This is a genomic window from Pedobacter psychrodurus (assembly GCF_032678585.1).
GTDB lineage: Bacteria > Bacteroidota > Bacteroidia > Sphingobacteriales > Sphingobacteriaceae > Pedobacter > Pedobacter psychrodurus_A.
Window position 1 is genome coordinate 1 of the sequence record NZ_JAVTSN010000008.1, and the last position, 21315, is coordinate 21315.

A 21315-nucleotide genomic window follows, 5' to 3' on the forward strand; every position below is an offset into this window, starting at 1 on the left:
TTGAACGAGGTGTAAGATGTTACCATCTTAAACAGTATTGAGTATTTCTCAGTTGTATAAATAAGGTTGTGATAAGTCGGATGGTAACATCTGACTCACTGATATTGTAAAAACAAAAGCCATTCGAATTGAATGGCTTTTTTCACTATAAACTTTCTAAAAGGTTCGCTCCATCCAGAGCCAACACACTATTGATTAACTAACCATCTCGAGCAACGAGATTTATCTATCGGCTCTTAAGGCATTACAAAATGTAATATGATCCTACCGGGGCCAGTTCGGTTTGAGGTTTGTCCTCATAAATTTTATTATCGTCTAACATTTGGCAAAGATCACGTTCAATTGTTCTACAGATCGTTGTAGTGGGTGTATCTGTAGGTTTGTTCTCGAAGGGATCCTGCAGATGAACAGCCATTTTCTCTACCAATAAGAAGAATGCTGCAATAGCTACCACTAATGGAACTTCCATGTAGCCGAAGTATTCGATCAGTCCAAAAGGCAGCAACACAATGAATAAGTGGATCGACATATTGATATACTTGCTATACGTTACCGGGAAAACCGTGTTTTTAATTCTTTCCGATCCACCCATGTGGTTACATAATCCTGTTATCGTTTTGTCGATTTCTATCTGCTGGTATTTATTGATCCAACCTTGCTGTAGTGCCTTTTTCAAATCCATGGCATGTAACTCCAATATCGTTGTAGTTACATTTTTACGTTTTTTGATAAAAGCAATTTCTTCTGCAGAGATGTACTCTTCCAAGCCTTTTCGTGGATTAAAACCTCTCAGCGCTTGGCTTAAGGCATAACACCAGGCAATTTGTCGCTTAATAAACCTGGCCTTATATTCCTCTACTTCATCTAAACCATACGGGTTTTCAACGAACGACAATATCTGGCGGGAGAGGGTTCTCGAATCGTTAACTATGGCGCCCCAAAGAATCCTGGCCTCCCACCATCTATCGTATGCCTGGTTAGAACGAAATGCGAGTAAAAGTGAAATGATGGTTCCCAATAAAGCTGGTACTGCAACAGGTATGGAAATGCGCGTAACATGAAAATTTTCATATAACACCACGATACCTATGGAGTAACCTATAACAAATAGGAGTTCTTTTTTGATCTTTCCGAATATATAAGTGAGCGGAATATTATTTCGTAACAGCATGATATAATTTTTTAAGGTGATAAATTAAGCGTTTGCTTCCTGCAGTTTCGCTTCGTGTATTTTGGTATCGATTAAGTTTTCGGTAGCGTGAACGGTTAATGTATTTAGCTGGATGACTTCGCAGCCTGCACGTTCGGTTAAAATTTTAGGATCGATACTGTATTTGTTGATTGGCGTAAAATTGTATTCCTTTAAGTAGGCAATACGCTCTACATTAAAAGCTTCGATAAAATTTTTAAAGGCCGCGACCGTACTGCCGTAAAAATATTCGATACCAATGGTACTGATCTGTGTTGGGTATTTGGCTTTTGCCTGATTTAACTGTTGGTAAAATTCGTCGCTCACATTTTCGTAATCGCGGCTGCGGCGACTTAACATTAACATATCAGTAATAGAATCTGATAGTTTAAAGGCATGCACAAAAATGATATTTAAAGTTTCATTTTGTTGGTGCTGAACAAGTGCATCAATAATTTTAATGCTCTCTAATTTAAAATCGGTAGGAACTAATACTGTTTTCATGCTATATCTTGTTTAAATGAATTGAAATATTATTTATACAAGTTTAGCGCGATGTTATTATAGCGAAATAAGAGCGAGATTAGAATGAGATTAGAATTTTAGTTCAATAGTTCATTAGTCAATGGTTCATTCGTCCAATAGCCTATAGCCACAGCGTTAGTTGATTAGTGAATAGTTTATATGCTCAGAAGATTAAAAGTGGTAAGTTTCGGTAGCTAGAACCTAATGAACCAATCAACCTGTAGCGGGCAACAAAACCTTAATCTCCGTACCAACCCCTTCCTGGGATTTAATGGCAATACTGCCTCTGTGTAGGCGGATAATGTTTAAAGAGAGGGGTAAACCAACACCATAACCCTTAAAATCGTTTGTGTTGGATGCACGGTAAAAGGGTTCGAAAATATGTTGGATGTCGGTTTGTGGAATACCGATACCACGATCGGTTACGGCGATGGAAAGCATATTGGCATTGCTTTCGATACTGATGCTTACCAGGTTTTCGTTCGAATATTTACAGGCATTACTTACAATATTGCTGATAGCCAGTTTAATAAGGTTTTTGTTCACTTTGAGCGAAAGCAGAGCATCATCCTCGGGAAGTTTACTGAAATCGATCTCAATTTTGCTGTTGGGATGAACCTGGTTAACCGATGTTTTAATTTCCCACAGCAGTTCGTCCATACGCACCTCTTCCCAGGGTTGGTTTTTTCCATTGAACCCCGACTGTGCCAATCCGAGTAAACTGGTTAAGATATGTTCCAGTCTTTCTGCTTCATCTTTAATTTTGGATAAAGCTTTTTCCTGTTTGGCTTTATCTTCGATGGTTTTCATGGCCAGTTCAACCTCTCCACTGATGATGGTTAAAGGTGTTCTTAATTCGTGAGAAGCATTGCTGATAAAATTATTCTGCGTTTCGAAAGCTGTTTCCAAACGGTTGAGCATGTTGTTAAAGGTTTGCGCCAACTGCGACATTTCATCATTTCCTTTTTTAACATCCAGTCTTAAGTGTAAATTTTCGGCCTTTATCTTTTTTACGCTCTTAATTATATTTCTCAAGGGCATTAGCATGTAATTAGAAAATTTCCAGCCTACAACAAAGGATAAGATTACAGAAAGGAAAAAACCGATAATGAGGATTCTTTGGAGGTCTTTTAGTTCCCGGAAACCAAAAGGATCATTCGCCGAAACAATAACAATGTATCCGCTCTCTGCATTTTTAAAATATTTTCCTGCATAAAAATGGTTTTCTACACGGTAACGGGCCATATAACCTGACTTGATACGGTTATAAAAACTAGCGGGCAATTCGCGGTCAACCTTTTTGGGTGCTTTGCCCGCTTCAACAATAAATTCTTTCTCCGATGGTAAGCGTTCCAGATATTGGTTACGCATTTTCGCATATACCTGATTGTTGCCATCTTCGTAGAGTTTAATCTGAGCAGCAATGTTAACCCGTGCTTCCAAACGTTTATAAAAGTCTTCAAAAGCAAAGTCGTTAGAAAAATACCATACAAAACCACTTAACAAAGAGATAATAATTGCCGATAAAATGGCAAAGAGCAAAGTGATTTTCTTGGCAATTTCCATTTATTTTTCTTTTAATATATAACCTAAACCTACTGCCGTATGGATGAGTTTTTGATCGGAATTTTTATCTACCTTTTTGCGGAGATAGTTCACATAAACGTCGACTACATTGGTGCCCAGATTAAAATCGATATCCCAAACGTTTTCCAGAATATCTATGCGGGATAAAATTTTTGATTTGTTTTTCGCCATATACTCCAACAGACGGTATTCGGTAGCGGTAAGAACAATTTCCTGTTGATCGCGTTTTACCGTTTTAGCGCTTAAATTGATCTGCAGATCAGCTATGCTAATAATCTGATCTTGCGAAACCACGCCATGATAGCGCCTCAATAACATCCTGATACGGGCAAAAAGCTCGGCAAATTTAAAAGGTTTGATCAGGTAATCATCTGCTCCATTATCTAAACCATTAACCACATTTTCGGTAGTACCTAAAGCGGTAAGCATAATGATGGGGGTATTCGGTTTTTGCTCTTTAATGATTTTGCACAATTCCAATCCATTTATTCCAGGTAACATGATGTCGAGGATAATCAGGTCGAACTGATTATCTAAAGCCATCTGTTTGCCGATCGAACCGTCAGGGGCAATACTCACGGTAAAACCCTCGTCGGTTAGTCCCCTCGAAATTACAGATACAACACTCGGCTCATCTTCTACAAGTAATAAATTCATTTGCTGGCAAGTAATCTAAAAAATAGGGAATTACAAAATCTTAATGTACGATTAATCTGTTTTTAATGCTTTTTAACGTAAAGCCGACACAATTGTTTGGATTATCATGAATTGATACAAAAAAGCCTCCCAAAAAGAGAGGCTCATGATTTATTCTTTCAACCACAAAGTGCACAGAGAGAAGGCGCAGAGGGTACTAAGGGTTTTTCTCGTACTGTTAGGCTTCGGACATCGGACTAACGACTTCGGACTCTCTGACCTATCTTTAAAAGATTCTTCGCTGCGCTCAGAATGACAAGAAATATTTCGTGCTAAATCCTTCGACTCCGCTCAGGATGACACCGTGGTTTAAACTCCTTTTTCCGATTTTTCCTTCAAAGACTTTAATCCGTTTTCGAAATCTTTTCCGATCATTTTATCCATGAATAAGCAAAACCATTTATTTATTATTCCTTTACTTTTTCCGCTCATAGTCCAGATTACTTTATTTCCATTAGTTTCTTTTTCAATATCGAAACGGGTATCGGCAACACTTTCCATCGGTTTGATGAATTTCAATTCCATATCAACCATTTTATTGATTTCGACTGTATTGATTTTCATTTGTCCGTTACCACTTTTTTCTCCGTTCCATTGGTATAGGTGACCAGGTTGAGCGATAGCTCCCGTGATGGTTACCTTAGCTTGTGGATCCATTTTAGACCACGCGTTCCATTTGTAAAATTCATTATAATCGGCAATGTTTTTATAAATTACACTGTCTGGCGCATTGATTACTGTAGATCTGCTTACGGTATAACTCTTTGGTAGAAAAAAACTACCGCCAACAATAATAATTGCCAGTACGGCAATAATGCCTAATAAGATTTTGAGAAATTTCATAATTTAATTTAGTTTGGTTAACTAAATTTAAAAAGAAAGCAGTTTAAATCAAAGGGAAATTATATTAAACAATTTTGATCTTAGTTGATGGAGAATTGATCTTAAAATGCATTAAATCGGCAATGGATTGTGCCTTTTGTTTGATCAGCTCTGCGTTCGGGCCAATAAATAAATCATCAACGGTTTGGAAAAAGAGATTTTTCCAGGTTTCGAATGCTTCGGTTTGCAATGGCGTTTGTTTGTTCAGTGCAAAATGGGTAAGCATAGGGTTGCCCTTGTAAATTGCCTTTCCGAAAAGAATGCTTTCCCAGAAATCGTACATTTTGGGCAGGTGCTGTGCCCAATCAACCTTGGCAACATCAGTAAATATGGGCCCAATCTGTTGATTAAGCGCTACATTTTTGTAAAACGTATCCACTAAAAGGATAATGTCATTCCTGTCGCTGATGTCGTTTTTCTTCACCTTGTATTATTTATAAAGTCTTAAAACCATTTTATCATAATTGATAACGGCTTTGTACTGCATTAAAATATCTCCGCCAATAATGCTCATAATAGGCGGATGGCCAAACTGTTGGTAGGTTTCGCTCACCGATTGCAGATCAAAAGCTACTGTTTCATAATTTTTGATCTTTAACGAACCTATTTTTAGCTCAGGAATCGTAGCCTGAATAGTTGTCGTGGTGGTAAAAAGGGTAGCGGCATTAATCTCGTCGGAAACCTGCAATGTTTCAGATAAATGTTGTTCGATTAATGATTTATCGAAAACACTCCGTGATGCACCGGTATCTAAAACAGCAAAATGTTTTTCCTTAAAAACAACAACTTCCAGTAAAAGGTGATAGCCATCGTCTTGTAGATTTATAAGTTTAAGTGGAATGGAAATTGATTTCATTGTCTTTATTTATGTCTGGGCCCTTTCGACTTTGCTACCATTGACGTTATTTTGTAATTATTTATTAATGATTAACTTAAAGGTATTTGCATTTCCTCCCAGTTAGGCCAAAGCACCTCATCCACGTTCAACTAAGACCCAGCCTAACAAATTTTTCGGGTCCCACAGACCAAGCCACTCTACTGGCTTCCAAAGAAAAATTTTCAGCCGGCATTTTTTGTTTCTTTTTGATGCCAAAAAGAAAGAGCCCTTCGGCGGCGGCGAGCCGAGGCAAGACGGAGCAGCAGGGCAAAAAAAACAATTTATACGTCAATCATATTGATTTTTATGCAATAAATTATCTCTCAGGGTGACAACTATATCAGTATAAAATAGCCATGCCTGCCCGTCCGTTCAGGCGGAGAGATACGAAATACATGGATGATTAATCTATTCCGTGTTTCTGTGTTTCCCTGCCCAGCTATTCAGGCGGGCGTGGCAAAAAAAAGCTTGTATGCTCCCGTGGCAAAATTACCGCGTATTAAACCAATTTCATTTCTGCCAGTACACTGTTCATATTTCTTACGGCATCGGCACTTTTATTAAATGCAGCCTGCTCATCATCGGTTAATTTAAAATCGATAATTTTTTCCCAGCCACTGCGGCCAATAATTACTGGTACGCCTAAGCAGATATCTTCCTGTCCGTATTCGCCCTCAAGAGAAACACAACAGGTAAATAGTTTTTTCTCATCGCGTAAAATGGCTTCAACGAGAGCCGCACCTGCCGCACCTGGCGCATACCAGGCCGAAGTTCCGATCAATCCTGTTAAAGTAGCACCTCCAACCATGGTATCGGCCGCAACCTTATCAAGTTTAGCTTTATCCAATAAATTGCTTACCGGTAAACTTTGATAGGTCGCTAAACGCGTTAAAGGAATCATCGTGGTATCGCCATGACCACCAATTACAAAACCTTGTAAATCGTTAGGGTTGCAGTTTAGCGCCTGCGATAAATAAAATTTGAAACGGGAGCTATCTAAGGTTCCGCCCATGCCAATAATGCGGTTTTTAGGTAAACCCAAAGATTTTAGAGCCAGATAGGTCATGGTATCCATCGGATTACTGATCACGATGAAGATGGCCTCTGGAGAGAATTTTAGAATATTTTCGGCAACACCTTTAACAATACCAGCGTTAATGCCAATCAGTTCTTCGCGGGTCATTCCCGGTTTGCGGGGCAGTCCGGAAGTAATTACCACCACATCAGAGCCAGCGGTTTTGCTGTAATCGCCGGTAACACCGGTAATTTTTGTATCGAAACCCAATAGGGTTGCAGTTTGCATCATATCGATGGCTTTACCTTCGGCAAAACCCTCTTTAATATCTAACAAAACAAGTTCGTTCGCCAATTCTTTGCGGGCAATATTATCTGCACAAGTGGCACCAACTGCGCCTGCGCCAACAACCGTTACTTTCATATATTTTATTTTAATGGTTTGCTATCGTTAAACACTAATCGAAGGTAGAAATAAATATAAGGTTTAAAAATCCTTTTCAAAACTTTATCGTCATGCATTTTGATGCTTTGTTAAAACATGATTTAAGATTGTATCCCAGGGCAATCGATACTGGAAGAGGCGCAATCGATAATGAAGCTTACGCAAACGATGCTGAAACATACGAAGTCGATACTGAAACGTTTGCAATCGATACTAAAGCGTTTACAATCGATAGTGGAAGGGGTGCAATCGATACTGGAAGTGGCGCAATCGATACTGGAAGTGGCGCAATCGATACTGGAAGTGGCGCAATCCGATACTGGAAGAGGCGCAATCGATACTGGAAGTGGCGCAATCGATACTGGAAGGGGCGCAATCCGATACTGGAAGAGGCGCAATTGATACTGGAAGGGAAGAAATCGATACTGGAAGGGAAGAAATGGATACTGGAAGGGAAGAAATGGATACTGGAAGGGAAGAAATTGATACTGGAAGGGAAGAAATTGATACTGGAAGGGACGCAATTGATACTGGAAGGGAAGAAATCGATACTGGAAAGGAAGAAATCGATACTGGAAAGGAAGAAATCGATGCTGGAAGGGAAGAAATCGACACTGGAAGGGAAGAAATCGATGCTGTAATGGCCGCAATTGATACTGTATGCTAAAAATTCGATACTGGCAGGCAACATGGGATGCTGTATGCTGACCAATTGATAGTTGAAGCGAAACAATCGATACTGTACGCTTAACATTCGATACTGGCAGGCAAACATGTGGTGCTGTATGCTGACCAATTGACAGTGGAAGCGAAACAATCAACACTGGATATCCAGCAATCGATAGTGGAAGACAAACTTTGCTTCATAATAATTAAAACCTTATATCGGAAATGAAGGTTATCTATTAAAGTTAAACCCCATGGAAAATAAGCCCATTTCAGCGATCGATTATAAAGCCTTTGAAGGTAAATGGTATTCTTTATACTCTATCCCTACTTTAATGGATAAACATTGGAAACAAACCACCGAAACCTATACTTTGGCCGACGATGATCATTTCGATGTGTATACCACCTACCATAAAGATGGAAAACCGGAAGAAAAATCGATTACTTCTAAATTGTTTTTTGATAGGGAAAAACCTGATGGCGATATGAAAGCCCAGTTTTTATGGCCATTTAAAATCGGTTACTGGATTATCGAACTGGCCGACGATTATAGTTATGTGGTGGTAGGGCATCCCGACGAGAAATACCTGTTTATTATGGCCCGTGAACCTAAAATGGAAGCCGATTTATTGGTGCATATTATCGAAAGGTGCAGGCAGAAAGGGTATGAGGTGAGCGAACTGGTGAGCCAGGAGCATTTTTAATGATTTTTTTCAATGCTTTAAACCTCGCAGGTTTTTAAAACCTGCGAGGTTTGGGCAACAGTTATAATTCATTAAATAAATTTTCAGCAGATTTTAGTTTAACTTTTCCTTGTTTTGCAAGTTCAACTTCCTCAACGGATGATTTTAAATCTTCTATAAACTGTGCTTTTTTTAGACTTATTTTTTTGCCTTTACAAAAGATAAGTTGTGTAATAACTTCATCACAAAATCCGCCTTGTTATCTTTTATATCTAATAGAATTTTCATCGCTTATTTTTTTTAAATAAAGATAATAATTTCTTTTTAAACCTCTCGGGCTTTTAAAACCTGAGAGGTTTGTTGTTATTCATTCTCGTTAAAAACGGGTACCATCTTGAATTACTTCTCAATAATTTCCCATTTGTCAAAGATCGTCCTCAGTCCGACTCTTTTTTCTTCATCATAAGAAGTAAGACTTACCACACCATCTTTTGCTTCCAAAACAAGTTCGGCAGGGCTTTTATTTCCATCCTCCTGTAAAATGTATCCTTTATAATAGGCCTTACCTGATGTTAGTTTTTTATTAAAAGAACATTCAATTGTTTCGATCTGTGTTTCAAACAAAACTTTTTCCTGATCCGGTGGAGTGCTCTCTACGGTAATAATCTTGGTAGTAGGGTTAATCGTCACTGCTGTTGGTGCGGTTACTTCTTCACCATTTGCCCCTAGTAATTTGCTGGCGGTATATTTAATGGTTTTGCCGCAGATTTCGCTTTCTGCTTTGTTCTCAACTGGAGTGGCTTGATTTAACATGAAACTGCTCGCAACCAGAAAAATGCTTAAGAGTAGCAGGAGTTTATTAAAATTTGGTTTCATAAGATTTTCGATTTAGATACGCTAAAATAGTATTTATCTTGGATATTTAAACCTCGCAGGTTTCAAAAACCTGCGAGGTTTGTTCGTCACATTTTGTTGATAAAATGATGACAGCATGAGCCTGCAAATTCCTTATTTTTGAAGAACCGTTATTATTCTTAAACGGTTAATTCTTTACCGCACAATATGTACTTAATTTTTGATACTGAAACCACTGGTTTGCCACGTAATTATAACGCACCCATTACCGATACGGATAATTGGCCGCGTTGTATACAGATTGCATGGCAACTGCACGATGAGATGGGGAGATTGGTTGAACATCAGGATTATCTGGTTAAACCAGAGGGATTTAATATTCCGTATGATGCAGAACGGATCCATGGTATTTCTACAGAACTTGCTGCCGAACAGGGTATCGGTTTTGAGGAAATGCTGGCCAGGTTTAACGAGGTTTTAAACAAGGCGAAGTTTATTGTAGGTCAGAATGTTGGCTTCGATGTGAACATTATGGGCTGCGAATTCCACCGTTTTGGGGTGGCCAACCGCATGGCAGAGATGCCTGTTTTGGATACCTGTACCGAAGTTACCGCCCAGCTGTTACAATTGCCCGGAGGTAGGGGAGGAAGGTTTAAACTGCCAACCCTAACAGAGTTACACTCCTATTTATTTGGTGCTCCTTTTAATGAGGCGCACAACGCTACGGCCGATGTGGAAGCAACTACCCGTTGTTTCTTAGAGCTGGTAAAAAGAGAGGTTTTCAAAAAAGAAGAATTACAGGTTGATGTAGAATACTTCCCCCGTTTTAGAGAGGTAAACCCGGCTACGATTGAAGGTGTTGGCTTAAAACACATCAATTTAAAAGCTGCTTCGGATGAAATCCGCAAACGTATACAAAAAGCCGAGGGTGGAGGTATTTCCAAACAGGAGCTTGCCGGAAATAAACAGGAGCTTGCCGCAGCAACTTTTGTGCATTTGCATAACCATACCCAGTTTTCGGTATTGCAAAGTACCATTAGTATTCCTGATTTGATTAAAGCTACCGCAGTGCAGAAAATGCCGGCAGTAGCCATGACCGATCATGCGAATATGATGGGGGCCTTTCACTTTGTAAACCATGTTTTAAACCACAATAAAGCTGCCGAAGCTAAAAATGCAGCTGCAATTGAAGCAGGCGAAAGGCCAACAGAGGTGGTTATGACACCAATTGTTGGGGTTGAGTTTTTTGTGTGTAATAACCACCTTGATCGCACAGCAAAAGACAACGGCTACCAGATGGTGTTATTGGCGAAGAACAAAAAAGGCTACCACAATTTAGCCAAAATGTCGTCTATCGCCTATACCAAAGGTTTTTATTATGTGCCACGTATTGATAGGCAGGTAATCGAACAGTATAAAGATGATATTATTGTTTTATCGGGTAACCTTTCAGGAGAGATTTCGAACAAACTCTTAAATATGGGCGAAACCCAGGCGGAAGAGGCTTTGATCTGGTGGAAAAACATGTTTGGCGACGATTTCTATGTGGAAGTAATGCGCCACAACCAGGAAGATGAAGACCGCGTAAATGAATCGTTGATTGCCCTGGCGCGCAAACATGCAGTTAAACTGGTGGCCACCAATAATACTTATTACATTAACAAAAAGGATGCGAATGCGCACGATATTTTGCTTTGTGTAAAGGATGGTGAAAAACAGGCTACGCCAATTGGCCGTGGTAGGGGCTACCGTTATGGTTTGCCCAATCAGGAATACTATTTCAAATCTGGAGATGAAATGAAGGCACTTTTTGCCGATTTACCAGAGGCGATTGTAAATATTAAGGAAATTGTAGATAAGATCGAAATCTACAAACTTGCCCGCGAAGTACTCTTACCTAAATTCGACATCCCTGAAGAGTTTTTGGTTGCCGAGGATGAAGCCGATGGTGGAAAACGTGGGGAAAATAAATTTTTAAGCCACCTTACTTATGAGGGGGCCAAGAAACGTTATGGTGTTTTAACCCCTGCAATAACCGAACGTTTGGATTTCGAATTGCAGACCATCGAGAAAACGGGGTATCCGGGTTACTTTTTGATTGTACAGGATTTTATTGCCGAAGCACGTCGAAGGGATGTATCGGTAGGGCCGGGCCGTGGTTCTGCTGCCGGGTCGGTGGTGGCTTACTGTTTATGGATTACCAATATCGATCCGATTAAGTACGATCTCCTTTTTGAGCGTTTCTTAAATCCCGATCGTGTATCCATGCCCGATATTGATATCGATTTTGATGATGAGGGCCGTGGCCGCGTAATGGAATATGTAATCAATAAATACGGTTCCAGTCAGGTAGCGCAGATCATTACTTATGGTACCATGGCGGCGAAATCATCTATCCGTGATACGGCGAGGGTGTTGGATTTGCCGCTTTTCGAGGCGGATAAAATTGCGAAGCTGATTCCGAACATGAAGCTCGCGAAAATCTTCAATCTGGATGAGAAGACGCTAAAAGATTCGCTCCGTCCGGACGAATACGAACGTGTGGTCGAATTGAAGGCCATGGGCTTACTTAAAGATTTGAGCGCTGAAACCATTCAACAGGCGCAGATTTTAGAGGGATCATTACGGAATACCGGTATCCATGCCTGCGGGGTAATTATTACGCCAAGCGACATTACCAATTTCGTGCCCGTTTCTACCGCAAAGGATTCTGATTTATATGTTACCCAGTTTGATAACTCGGTTGTAGAAAGCGCAGGTTTATTAAAGATGGACTTTTTGGGTTTAAAAACCCTTACGCTGATAAAAGATACCGTAAAACTGGTTAAAAAGCGCTTTGGTATCGATCTTGATCCCGATACTTTCCCGATTGATGATACGCTTACTTATGAACTTTTCCAACGCGGAGAAACCATCGGGATTTTCCAGTATGAGAGTCCTGGTATGCAGAAATACATGAAGGAGCTTAAGCCTACCGTTTTCGACGATTTAATTGCGATGAACGCATTATACCGTCCGGGACCGATGGAGTATATTCCAACTTTCGTTCGGCGTAAAAATGGTGAAGAAGAAATTAAGTACGATTTAGATGCCTGCGAAGAGTATTTAAAAGAAACTTACGGGATTACGGTTTACCAGGAGCAGGTAATGCTTTTGTCGCAGAAACTGGCTGGTTTTACCAAAGGTGAGGCCGACGTTTTGCGTAAGGCGATGGGTAAGAAACAAAAAGAGGTTCTCGATAAAATGAAACCAAAGTTTGTGAAACAAGCGGCCGAGAAAGGTCATGATGCCACCATCTTAGAAAAAATATGGAAAGATTGGGAAGCATTTGCGGCCTACGCTTTCAACAAATCACACTCTACCTGTTATGCCTGGATTGCTTATCAAACGGCATATTTAAAAGCGCATTACCCTGCTGAGTATATGGCGGCGGTACTTTCGAACAACATGAGTGATATTAAACAGGTCGCTTTCTTTATGGAAGAATGTCGCCAGATGAGTGTTACCGTGTTGGGTCCAGATGTAAACGAATCCGATCTCAAATTCTCGGTTAATGCCAAAGGCGAAGTCCGTTTTGGGATGTCGGCCGTAAAAGGTGTGGGCGAAAAGGCGGTAGAGAGTATTATTGAAGAAAGATTAACCAATGGGCATTACAATAATGTTTACGATTTCGCCAAACGATCTAACACCCGTATTGTAAATAAAAAAGCTTACGAAAGTTTTGTATATAGTGGCGCTTTCGATGCTTTCGGCGGCCATAGGGCACAGTATTTTTATATTGGCCCGAACGATAAAATGAATGGCATTGAAAAGATTATTAAATATGCCAACGATTTTCAGAACAATGAAAATACCTCACAGGCTTCCTTGTTCGGTGGCTCAAAAGCCGATCTGATTTTAGAGCCAAGTTTACCCGTTTCGCCTGAATGGGCTTTAATGGACAGGTTGAAATATGAAAAAGATGCCATCGGGATTTTCCTTTCCGGTCACCCTTTAGATAATTACAAACTGGAACTTGATAAATTCTGTACACATGGTGTAAGGCAGCTGAGTATCATCAACAAAGTAAGGATGGGGGATAATAACGAAGAGGTTTTGGCCGAATTTGAAAAGCTAAAAAACCGTGAGCTCTGTGTAGGCGGATTAGTAGTAACCGCATCGCAACGGATTACCAAAACCGGTAAACCTTTTGGTACTTTCGTATTTGAAGACTATGATGATGCCAGTGAAATGGCGCTTTTTGGAGAAGACTTTTTGAAGTTTAAATCGTTTTTAACGGAAGGGTATTTCTTGCAGATTAGGGGAAGGGTAGGCGAGCGTTTTGGTAAAGCCGGCGATTGGGAGTTTAAAATTACGGCGATCAACCTCATGTCTGAACTGAGGGATAAACTGGCTAAAAGTTTAACCATCCAGGTGCCGATTGAACGCGTTAACGATCAGTTAATGCGCGAAATTGAAGCCATATTAGCAGACAATAAGGCAAACTCTGAGCAGCAGAACTGCCATCTTAACTTTGCTATTTTTGACCGGGAAAAGGAGATTATGCTGGATATGCCATCGAAAAACCTTAAAATAAACCCGAACAATAAGTTTTTGGAACAATTGCTGGGTTTAAATGTTGTAAATTACAAGTTGAACTAAGGTTTGGCGCTTAGCGATAAGCGTTTAGCTTGTAAAACGCTAACCGCCCCACGCACACCGCTCCCGTCTCTACCTCAGAATAATGTCAAATTGACATTACGGATGGGTTGGCATTACAATTGAATACATATATTTGAACATAAAAAAAATAATTATGGCATTAGAAATCACAGATGCAAACTTCGAGGAGCTTGTATTAAAATCAGATAAACCCGTATTAGTAGATTTTTGGGCAGAATGGTGTGGCCCTTGTCGCATGGTTGGTCCAGTAGTAGAAGAAATCGCTAAAGAATATGATGGTAAAGCGGTAGTTGGAAAAGTAAACGTTGATAACAACCCTCAAATTTCAATGCAGTTTGGTATCCGTAACATCCCGGCTTTATTATACTTTAAAGATGGTCAGGTTGTAGACAAACAAGTTGGTGCTGTACCAAAATCAGTATTGGCAGAAAAATTAAACAAGCAATTGGCTTAAATAAAGGTGTAGGGCGAAAGGTTTAGGGTTTAAGGTAATCCAGATCAAAAGCTTCACCAATAATATTACAAAAACCCAGGTTCATTTGATGGATTTGGGTTTTTTATTGCAAACATAATTTTGTTTCTTTAATAAAAAACTAACAATCATGTCTATTAACTTATTTAGCAATAAAACTTTAGGTATTTTATTGGCGGGCTTAGCATTGAACTGTGCAAATGTTGCATGTGTATCGGCGCAAAACCCTGTCGAAACCAACGAACCTTCAGCAGATTATAAACCCGCCTTTGCCGGACAAACCAGAATTGCAGGTGTAAAAACCAAAACCCCTTTAGATATTTCGGTGATCAATGAAAAGTTAGAAAACCCCTGGGCCATTTCTGTGCTTCCGAATGGGGGTTTTTTAATTACACAAAAACAGGGTACCATGGTGATTCTTACCCCTGATGGGAAATTGAGCAAAAAGATAACCGGTTTACCAAAGGTAGATCCATCTGGTCAGGGTGGTTTATTGGATGTAACACTAGATCCTAATTTTGCTAAAAACAGGATGATTTATTGGGCATATTCAGAGCCACAGGATAAAGGCGTTTTGTTGGCCATTGCTAAAGGTAAGTTGGCTGCTAACGAAACCACAATAGAAAACCAGACCATTATCTATCGTGCTACGCCTGCTTATGGCGGTAAACTTCAATACGGTTCGAGAATTGTTTTCGATAAAAACGGTAACCTATTTGTGAGTACAGGTGAACGCTCAGGTAACGATATCAGAATCCAGGCACAATATCTAAACTCTTCTTTAGGAAAAATTCTACACTTGACCACCGATGGTAAAGCCGTTGCCAACGGACCATTTGCAGGTAATGCAGATGCAAAGCCAGAAATTTATGCCTATGGGCTCCGTAATCCTGATGGTTTGGCCATTAATCCCTTAACAGGCGATTTATGGGAAGCAGAATTTGGACCAAAAGGAGGCGATGAAGTCAATATCATCAAACCAGGCAAAAATTATGGCTGGCCAATTATCACTTACGGAACAGAATATAGTGGTAAAAAAGTTGGCGATGGTATACAGCAGAAAGAAGGAATGGAACAGCCTGTTTATTACTGGAATCCAAGTATCTCGCCAGGTTGTATTGCCTTTTACAACAGCACCAAAATAGCCGAATGGAAAGGTAATTTATTTGTTGGTGGTTTAGGCGGCTCGCACATTATCCGTTTAATCATAAAAGACGATAAGGTAGTGGGCGAAGAAAGGTTATTGGAAGGTAAAAGCGAACGTTTTCGCGATATGGTAGAAGGAAAAGACGGTGCGCTTTATTCGGTAACCGATAACGGGCATTTATATAGAATAGCGAAGAAATAATATTAAAGAGACCTCGCAGGTTTCTAAAACCTGCGAGGTCTTTAAAGCGGTGGGTTTTGCGTTAGGGATTGTAGGGGTTCGGTACTGATCCTTCATCGGTACCGGAGCGCAGCGTAGCCCTGAAAAGCCCGACCCTTGCGTAGCTTGGGTAACGCCCATATTAGTTTACAATTTGCAATTCACAGTTTGTAGTTGGCCTATGCGCTGACCTTTGAAACTTCTGGATTCCTGGCTACTTTTAATTTTTTTTAATAAATCTTTTATTAGCTTTACCATATGCAGGCGGTAAACTACGAGAACGAAACAAGCTACGGTAATTTAGAATTGCTTGCCCAACAAGTAGTGGAAGGTTTCATCACCGGACTGCATAAAAGTCCGTTTCATGGCTTCTCGGTTGAATTTGCTGAGCACCGGCAGTATAATATTGGCGATAACGTTAAAAACATCGACTGGAAATTATATGCTAAAACCGATAAATTATATAGCAAACGATTCGAAGAAGAAACAAACCTTCGCTGCCAGTTCGTAATCGATGTTTCCTCATCAATGTACTTTCCTGAGCCGAAAAACAACAAGCTTACTTTTTCTATACAGGCTGCCGCATCATTGATGTACCTGCTGAAAAAGCAACGCGATGCTTTTGGGTTAAGTTTGTTTACCGATGAGATACTTTTGAATTCGCCGGCAAAATCGACTACCGTACACCAGAAATATTTATTTACACAGTTGGAAGAGCTGTTGCAGAAACCAAAAGTAAATGCACAGACCAATTTAAGCGAAGCCCTGCACCAGGTTGCCGAACTGATCCATAAACGTTCACTGGTGATTATTTTTAGCGATCTGTTTAATACGCAAACCAGTAGCGATAAAACCGATCAGTTTTTTGATGCCCTGCAGCATTTAAAATTTAACAAACACGAAGTGGTGGTTTTTAATGTGGTAGATAAATCGAAAGAGGTTGACTTTAATTTTGAGAACCGTCCTTACCAATTTATCGATATGGAAACCGGCGATACCATTAAAGTACATACCAATCAGGTAAAAGAAAATTATACGGCTGCGGTTTCCAATTACCGCCAGCAGCTTGCCCTAAAATGTGCGCAGTATAAAATCGATCTGATCGATGCCGACATGAATGAAGGTTATTATCCGATTCTTCAGTCTTATTTAATCAAAAGACAGAAATTAGGTTAATCTTCATCGCAAACAACCTGTATACATTGCTGTTAATATGAAACGATTTAAATTTTAAACTCCCGGATATGTTAGAAAAAGGCGCTATAGCACCAGATTTCGAATTGAATGCTACACCCGATCAAAAAATAAAACTTAAAGATTTTAAAGGTAAAAATGTGGTCCTGGCTTTTTATCCTGCCGATTGGAGCCCGGTATGCAGCGACCAGATGGCACTGTATAACGAGATGTTAAAATATTTTGATAAGTATGATGCACAGATTTTCGGGGTATCAGTTGATAGCACCTGGTGTCATCTTGCCTTTGAAGAGAATAGAAAATTACATTTTCCACTTTTGGCCGATTTTGAACCAAAAGGAGACGTTTCAAAAGCATATGGGGTGTACGATGAAACACTTGGCGAAAGCAAACGCGCACTTTTTGTGATTGATAAAGAAGGAAAGATTGCCTGGAGTTATTTATCGCCGATAGCGGTTAATCCTGGTGCCGATGGTATATTAGATGCATTAGAAGAATTAAGCAAAAAATAAAGATGAGCACATTAAAACCCGAGGTAAGCAATCTGGATCATATTAAAGGCGATGATTCAGCCAGTATAACCATTGTAGAGTTTGGAGATTATCAATGTCCATTTTGTGGCGATGCCTATCCGATTGTAAAAGAAATTGAAGAAACATTTGGTCATCAGATAAAATTCATCTTCCGTCATTTCCCTTTGGCAAATGCACATGAGCTAGCTTTCCCTGCAGCAATAGCAGCGGAAGCTGCGGGCTTACAGGATAAATTTTGGGATATGCACGATGCGCTTTACGAAAACCAATATCGTTTAACTGCTGATTTATTTGATGAGCTGGCCGAAACAATCGGTTTGGAGCTGGAGCAATTTCAGAAAGACAGCGCCTCCGAAGAAATTAAAACAAAAATAGAGGATGATTTTGATAGCGGTGTACGGAGCGGCGTAAACGGCACACCTTCATTTTATGTAAATGGAACCAAGTTTGACGGTGGCGCAACAGATCTTTACCAGATGCTTAAAGAAAGTACCGAATAAGCATGAGTGGTCGTCACCCTGAATTTATTTCAGGGTCTTTATAGCATAAAAGATGCTGAAATAAATTCAGCATGACGACTCCTTTGGAAAAAAAACTCAACCTCTTATCCCGGATAAGGCTCCATTTTTGCGCAATCGCAATAACAGTTGGTATCAGTTAAACCAAATTTCTTCAAAAAATACTGATAAAAACCAATCCGATCTTTCATGGCAGGCATTTCGTTCCCTTTATTACATTCTAACGCCCCGTTAACAATATTAATCGTCATGCCGAAACCGGGTTTGTAGCCTTTTTGTATTTCGGCGGCAGTTGGTTTCCATTTGCCCGTAATTACATCATGTGCAGATGGCTTTATCCCCTGTGGTGTCATCCAAAAATAAATAGCCGTTTCAAAAGCAGCTACAGCATTTGTGCCAGCAAGGCTGGGGTTTTTGAGTAAAATACTCTTATCACCGAAAATACAGTCGGATGCAAAACCATAATTACTATTGTAACTCAGTTGAATGGGCCCGCGGCCATAATACTTTTTCCCTGCAAAGGCAGGATAACTTACATTGGCGACCACATAATTGGCATTGGTGTCCAATTCGTGGCTGAGCATTAAACCATCATTATATTTATTGTTCACCCCATTGCGGGTTTCGTGGGCAATATGAGCAAATAGTGCTGCCAGTTCTTTTTTGTTTATATGAATATCTTTTGAAGCACTGAAATCGGCATAATCGATAATTGAATTGCTATACGGTTTTGCCTTTGCCCAGGCTTCATTCCAATCTTTATCAATTCTGATCACCGTTTCTTTGTTGTTTCTTTTGTCGGTTCTTGTGATTTTATAAATCCAGTCGCCCCGTTTTTCGATCTTTATTTTAATCAACGACATTTCAGAAATGGCTTTGGCAAAGGAATTATAACTGAAAAATTTGTTCCGTTGAGGAAAAAAGCTATTAAATTCTTTCTCTGAAAAATAAGCAGTAAGAGTTGAGGGAACTTTAGTGAAGCCAAAATTAAACGAGAATAGCGCTGAAATTAGGATGATGATGAATTTGTTTTTCATAAATATCAGGTAAGTGCTCATTAAAGTTAATAAAAAAAACCTCATGTATTTTGCAATACATGAGGTATCAGATAAGGGTAACCGGAAAACTAAAAAACTAATTATGAGTTTTTAGAATTTAACAAAATTGAAATCGCTTCGTGTTTTGTTATTTCAAAGGTGCACTTCATTTATGAAGTTTTAGTGAAGAAACCTCATCCCTATATTATTGCATTACTTATGTTACAAGGTTAAAATTGAAAGTCTTTAATAAGTCAGATTGGGCGCATTCTATCCGCTATTCAAAACAATATCACCGCTTTATCCATTTATAAGGTAACAATTAAACAATCCCTGATTAAAAGATACCTTCATGAGTAAAAATGTGGCAGAACAACTGGTTGAAATGCTGGTTGAAGTTGGTGTAAAGAGAGTTTATGCCGTTACTGGAGACAGTTTGAATTATTTTAACGATGCGGTAAGGCGAAACGGCAAAATTAAATGGATCCACGTCCGCAATGAAGAGGTAGGCGCCTTTGCAGCAGCAGCAGAGGCCGAACTCGATGGCATAGCCTGCTGTGCAGGAAGCTGTGGTCCAGGCCACGTACATTTAATCAATGGTCTTTACGATGCGCACCGTTCTCATGTCCCGGTAATCGCCATTGCCTCAACCATCCCAACCGGTGAATTCGGAATGGATTTTTTTCAGGAGACCAATACCATTAAATTATTCGACGATTGCAGTTACTACAATCAGGTAGCCACCACTGCAGAACAGGTACCAAGAATGTTTCAAACCGCTGTTCAACACGCTATTCATAAAAAAGGAGTGGCTGTTTTTGGTCTGCCAGGCGATGTAGCGCAAATGGATGCCGTGGAGAGTGTAACTTCTATGCAATTGTTTAACAATAAACCTGTGATCCGTCCTTCCGATCTGGAATTGAACGATTTATCTGCTTTGTTGAACAGTGAAAAGAAAATTATGCTTTACTGTGGTATTGGCGCGGCTGAAGCGCATGATGAAGTGGTCACATTAGCGGCTAAATTGAAAGCACCTGTTGGGTTTTCTTTCCGTGGTAAAATGGGTATTCAATATAATAATCCTTATGAAGTTGGAATGACGGGGCTTTTAGGACAGCCGTCGGGTTACCATGCCATGCACGAGGCCGATGTGGTACTGTTGTTGGGAACAGACTTTCCATATGTAAACTTTATGCCTCAAAAAAACAAAATTGTTCAGATTGACGAAAAACCAGAACGGTTGGGTAGAAGGGCGAAACTAACCATGGGTTTATGTGGGAACATCAGTGATTCGATTAAAGCACTGTTACCGCTTTTAGAAGAAAAGAAAGATGATAAGTTTTTGAAATCTCAATTGGAATTCTATCAAAAAGTAAAAGAAAGTCAACAGGTGTATGTTAAAGATCAGGGGGAAGAAAATAAAATACAGCCAGAATTTGTGGCCGAGACCCTGAACCGCTTAGCGGCAAACGATGCGATTTTTACGGTAGATACAGGCATGTGCTGTGTTTGGGGTGCACGTTTTATTGATGGAACTGGCAAACGCAAAATGTTGGGTTCTTTTAACCATGGTTCGATGGCCAATGCCATGCCCATGGCCATAGGCGCTGCCCTGGCACATCCAGAACAACAGGTGATTGCACTTTGTGGCGATGGTGGTTTATCCATGCTCCTTGGCGATCTGGCCACCATCAAACAATATAACCTACCCATTAAACTGATCGTTTTTAACAACAGGGCTTTAGGAATGGTAAAACTGGAAATGGAAGTGGATGGTTTGCCCGATAACGAAACGGATATGATCAATCCGGATTTTGCATTAGTAGCCCAGGCAATGGGTTTTAAAGGAATAACAGTTGCGAAACCCGAAGAGGTAGAAACCGCAATTAGCCATGCACTTAGTGAAAATGGACCCGTTATGTTAAACATCATGACCAACCCCAATGCTTTAGCTATGCCACCAAAAATAGAATGGGCGCAGATTAAAGGCATGACCGAATCGATGGCCAAATTGATGTTGGGCGGAAAAATGACTGAGGTTTTGGATACGATTAAATCGAATTATAAACATTTGGGTGAAGTGTTGTAAATAGAAAAAAGTCGTCATCCGA

General features: G+C 39.9%; 20 protein-coding genes. 10 read left to right on the top strand and 10 right to left on the bottom strand.

Annotation, left to right across the window (positions count from 1 at the left end; all coding sequences use genetic code 11):
• Window positions 1-244 precede the first annotated feature (244 nt).
• From R2S57_RS07005 to mdh, 8 genes are all read right to left on the bottom strand, one after another.
• On the bottom strand, window positions 245-1171 hold the full coding sequence (locus R2S57_RS07005; protein WP_316844334.1) for a bestrophin family protein: 927 nt from the start codon (window positions 1169-1171) through the stop codon (window positions 245-247).
• A gap of 24 nt (window positions 1172-1195) precedes the next feature.
• Entirely contained in the window at window positions 1196-1693 is a 498-nt protein-coding gene (locus R2S57_RS07010) for a hypothetical protein (RefSeq protein WP_316844335.1), read from the bottom strand.
• 234 nt (window positions 1694-1927) lie between these two features.
• Window positions 1928-3280: a HAMP domain-containing sensor histidine kinase gene (locus R2S57_RS07015; RefSeq protein WP_316844336.1), complete on the bottom strand. Its 1353-nt coding sequence runs from the start codon at window positions 3278-3280 to the stop codon at window positions 1928-1930.
• A complete protein-coding gene (locus tag R2S57_RS07020; protein WP_316844337.1) occupies window positions 3281-3958 on the bottom strand; it encodes a response regulator transcription factor in 678 nt (225 codons plus the stop codon).
• Window positions 3959-4306: 348 nt separating this feature from the next.
• On the bottom strand, window positions 4307-4840 hold the full coding sequence (locus tag R2S57_RS07025) for an SRPBCC family protein (RefSeq protein WP_316844338.1): 534 nt from the start codon (window positions 4838-4840) through the stop codon (window positions 4307-4309).
• A 64-nt stretch (window positions 4841-4904) separates the two neighbouring features.
• A complete protein-coding gene (locus R2S57_RS07030) occupies window positions 4905-5303 on the bottom strand; it encodes a group III truncated hemoglobin (RefSeq protein ID WP_316844339.1) in 399 nt (132 codons plus the stop codon).
• A 6-nt stretch (window positions 5304-5309) separates the two neighbouring features.
• Complete coding sequence (locus R2S57_RS07035; protein ID WP_316844340.1) at window positions 5310-5735, bottom strand: aspartyl protease family protein; 426 nt, start codon at window positions 5733-5735, stop codon at window positions 5310-5312.
• A gap of 520 nt (window positions 5736-6255) precedes the next feature.
• Entirely contained in the window at window positions 6256-7194 is a 939-nt protein-coding gene (gene mdh / locus R2S57_RS07040) for a malate dehydrogenase (protein ID WP_316844341.1), read from the bottom strand.
• Between the two features lie 171 nt (window positions 7195-7365).
• Here mdh and R2S57_RS07045 point away from each other — a divergent pair, with 171 nt between their 5' ends.
• From R2S57_RS07045 to R2S57_RS07055, 3 genes are all read left to right on the top strand, one after another.
• Window positions 7366-7617, top strand: coding sequence for a hypothetical protein (locus R2S57_RS07045; RefSeq protein WP_316844342.1), 252 nt, complete (start codon window positions 7366-7368; stop codon window positions 7615-7617).
• A 37-nt stretch (window positions 7618-7654) separates the two neighbouring features.
• Window positions 7655-7882: a hypothetical protein gene (locus R2S57_RS07050; protein WP_316844343.1), complete on the top strand. Its 228-nt coding sequence runs from the start codon at window positions 7655-7657 to the stop codon at window positions 7880-7882.
• Between the two features lie 253 nt (window positions 7883-8135).
• Window positions 8136-8588, top strand: a complete 453-nt coding sequence (locus tag R2S57_RS07055; protein ID WP_316844344.1) for a lipocalin family protein — start codon at window positions 8136-8138, stop codon at window positions 8586-8588.
• 378 nt (window positions 8589-8966) lie between these two features.
• On the opposite strand, the gene R2S57_RS07060 is transcribed toward R2S57_RS07055, so the two are convergent.
• Complete coding sequence (locus R2S57_RS07060; RefSeq protein WP_316844345.1) at window positions 8967-9443, bottom strand: hypothetical protein; 477 nt, start codon at window positions 9441-9443, stop codon at window positions 8967-8969.
• A gap of 186 nt (window positions 9444-9629) precedes the next feature.
• On the opposite strand from R2S57_RS07060, the gene dnaE reads away from it, so the two are divergent.
• The 6 genes from dnaE (at window position 9630) to R2S57_RS07090 (ending at window position 18149) form a co-directional block, all read left to right on the top strand.
• Entirely contained in the window at window positions 9630-14063 is a 4434-nt protein-coding gene (gene dnaE / locus R2S57_RS07065; RefSeq protein ID WP_316844346.1) for a DNA polymerase III subunit alpha, read from the top strand.
• Window positions 14064-14217: 154 nt separating this feature from the next.
• Entirely contained in the window at window positions 14218-14538 is a 321-nt protein-coding gene (gene trxA / locus R2S57_RS07070; RefSeq protein WP_029275428.1) for a thioredoxin, read from the top strand.
• Between the two features lie 148 nt (window positions 14539-14686).
• Entirely contained in the window at window positions 14687-15904 is a 1218-nt protein-coding gene (locus R2S57_RS07075; RefSeq protein ID WP_316844347.1) for a PQQ-dependent sugar dehydrogenase, read from the top strand.
• A gap of 276 nt (window positions 15905-16180) precedes the next feature.
• Window positions 16181-17098: a DUF58 domain-containing protein gene (locus R2S57_RS07080; protein ID WP_316844348.1), complete on the top strand. Its 918-nt coding sequence runs from the start codon at window positions 16181-16183 to the stop codon at window positions 17096-17098.
• A gap of 68 nt (window positions 17099-17166) precedes the next feature.
• Window positions 17167-17628 (top strand): redoxin domain-containing protein, encoded by a 462-nt coding sequence (locus R2S57_RS07085; protein ID WP_316844349.1) that lies wholly within the window; start codon window positions 17167-17169, stop codon window positions 17626-17628.
• Window positions 17629-17630: 2 nt separating this feature from the next.
• Window positions 17631-18149 (top strand): DsbA family protein, encoded by a 519-nt coding sequence (locus tag R2S57_RS07090; RefSeq protein WP_316844350.1) that lies wholly within the window; start codon window positions 17631-17633, stop codon window positions 18147-18149.
• 104 nt (window positions 18150-18253) lie between these two features.
• Here the strand turns inward: R2S57_RS07090 and R2S57_RS07095 are convergent, their stop codons facing one another.
• Window positions 18254-19204: a chitinase gene (locus R2S57_RS07095; protein ID WP_316844351.1), complete on the bottom strand. Its 951-nt coding sequence runs from the start codon at window positions 19202-19204 to the stop codon at window positions 18254-18256.
• A 352-nt stretch (window positions 19205-19556) separates the two neighbouring features.
• On the opposite strand from R2S57_RS07095, the gene R2S57_RS07100 reads away from it, so the two are divergent.
• Window positions 19557-21293: a thiamine pyrophosphate-dependent enzyme gene (locus R2S57_RS07100; protein WP_316844352.1), complete on the top strand. Its 1737-nt coding sequence runs from the start codon at window positions 19557-19559 to the stop codon at window positions 21291-21293.
• Window positions 21294-21315 lie beyond the last annotated feature (22 nt).

Coding starts and splice junctions, on each gene's coding strand:
- R2S57_RS07005 (WP_316844334.1), bottom strand. CDS start 1,171: ATGCTGTTACGAAATAATATTCCGCTCACTTATATATTCGGAAAGATC.
- R2S57_RS07010 (WP_316844335.1), bottom strand. CDS start 1,693: ATGAAAACAGTATTAGTTCCTACCGATTTTAAATTAGAGAGCATTAAA.
- R2S57_RS07015 (WP_316844336.1), bottom strand. CDS start 3,280: ATGGAAATTGCCAAGAAAATCACTTTGCTCTTTGCCATTTTATCGGCA.
- R2S57_RS07020 (WP_316844337.1), bottom strand. CDS start 3,958: ATGAATTTATTACTTGTAGAAGATGAGCCGAGTGTTGTATCTGTAATT.
- R2S57_RS07025 (WP_316844338.1), bottom strand. CDS start 4,840: ATGAAATTTCTCAAAATCTTATTAGGCATTATTGCCGTACTGGCAATT.
- R2S57_RS07035 (WP_316844340.1), bottom strand. CDS start 5,735: ATGAAATCAATTTCCATTCCACTTAAACTTATAAATCTACAAGACGAT.
- mdh (WP_316844341.1), bottom strand. CDS start 7,194: ATGAAAGTAACGGTTGTTGGCGCAGGCGCAGTTGGTGCCACTTGTGCA.
- R2S57_RS07045 (WP_316844342.1), top strand. CDS start 7,366: ATGAAGCTTACGCAAACGATGCTGAAACATACGAAGTCGATACTGAAA.
- R2S57_RS07050 (WP_316844343.1), top strand. CDS start 7,655: ATGGATACTGGAAGGGAAGAAATGGATACTGGAAGGGAAGAAATTGAT.
- R2S57_RS07055 (WP_316844344.1), top strand. CDS start 8,136: ATGGAAAATAAGCCCATTTCAGCGATCGATTATAAAGCCTTTGAAGGT.
- R2S57_RS07060 (WP_316844345.1), bottom strand. CDS start 9,443: ATGAAACCAAATTTTAATAAACTCCTGCTACTCTTAAGCATTTTTCTG.
- dnaE (WP_316844346.1), top strand. CDS start 9,630: ATGTACTTAATTTTTGATACTGAAACCACTGGTTTGCCACGTAATTAT.
- trxA (WP_029275428.1), top strand. CDS start 14,218: ATGGCATTAGAAATCACAGATGCAAACTTCGAGGAGCTTGTATTAAAA.
- R2S57_RS07075 (WP_316844347.1), top strand. CDS start 14,687: ATGTCTATTAACTTATTTAGCAATAAAACTTTAGGTATTTTATTGGCG.
- R2S57_RS07080 (WP_316844348.1), top strand. CDS start 16,181: ATGCAGGCGGTAAACTACGAGAACGAAACAAGCTACGGTAATTTAGAA.
- R2S57_RS07085 (WP_316844349.1), top strand. CDS start 17,167: ATGTTAGAAAAAGGCGCTATAGCACCAGATTTCGAATTGAATGCTACA.
- R2S57_RS07090 (WP_316844350.1), top strand. CDS start 17,631: ATGAGCACATTAAAACCCGAGGTAAGCAATCTGGATCATATTAAAGGC.
- R2S57_RS07095 (WP_316844351.1), bottom strand. CDS start 19,204: ATGAAAAACAAATTCATCATCATCCTAATTTCAGCGCTATTCTCGTTT.
- R2S57_RS07100 (WP_316844352.1), top strand. CDS start 19,557: ATGAGTAAAAATGTGGCAGAACAACTGGTTGAAATGCTGGTTGAAGTT.